Source organism: Flavihumibacter cheonanensis (assembly GCF_022352215.1).
Lineage (GTDB): Bacteria > Bacteroidota > Bacteroidia > Chitinophagales > Chitinophagaceae > Flavihumibacter > Flavihumibacter cheonanensis.
In genome coordinates this window covers 1-289 of record NZ_JAKRWF010000076.1, presented here as the reverse complement: position 1 = coordinate 289, position 289 = coordinate 1, and the positions used below count along the sequence as shown (strand labels likewise).

Annotated in this window: 1 protein-coding gene; it reads right to left on the bottom strand. The window is 62.3% G+C overall.

Translation table 11 applies throughout. The features are described from left to right. The coding region (locus MD536_RS21200) for an LptA/OstA family protein (protein WP_239603787.1) at positions 1-289 on the bottom strand (289 nt) is incomplete at both ends.

The following is a 289-nucleotide window of genomic DNA, read 5'->3' as shown; positions in this document are numbered from 1 at the left end:
GGCAACAGCAAGCCTATTGTCGAATTTAATTTCCACGTTACCGGTGGCCACGAGTTTCTCCAGGGACTGGGCCGCAGAGGCGTCCGGGGCAGCGGATGTGCCCGAAAAATGGATTTTCAGCCGGTCGGCGGTGATCTGTGTCTCTCCCTGACGAACCAACACCTGACCGATGAACTCGGCCTGGTTTTCAGACGGATGGGAGATCAGCCGGTCGGCGGTGATGTGGATGCGGGGGTCTGGCCGATCCGCGGTGACCGGGGCGGAGAGGTCGCTTCCCGCTGCGGCGTGG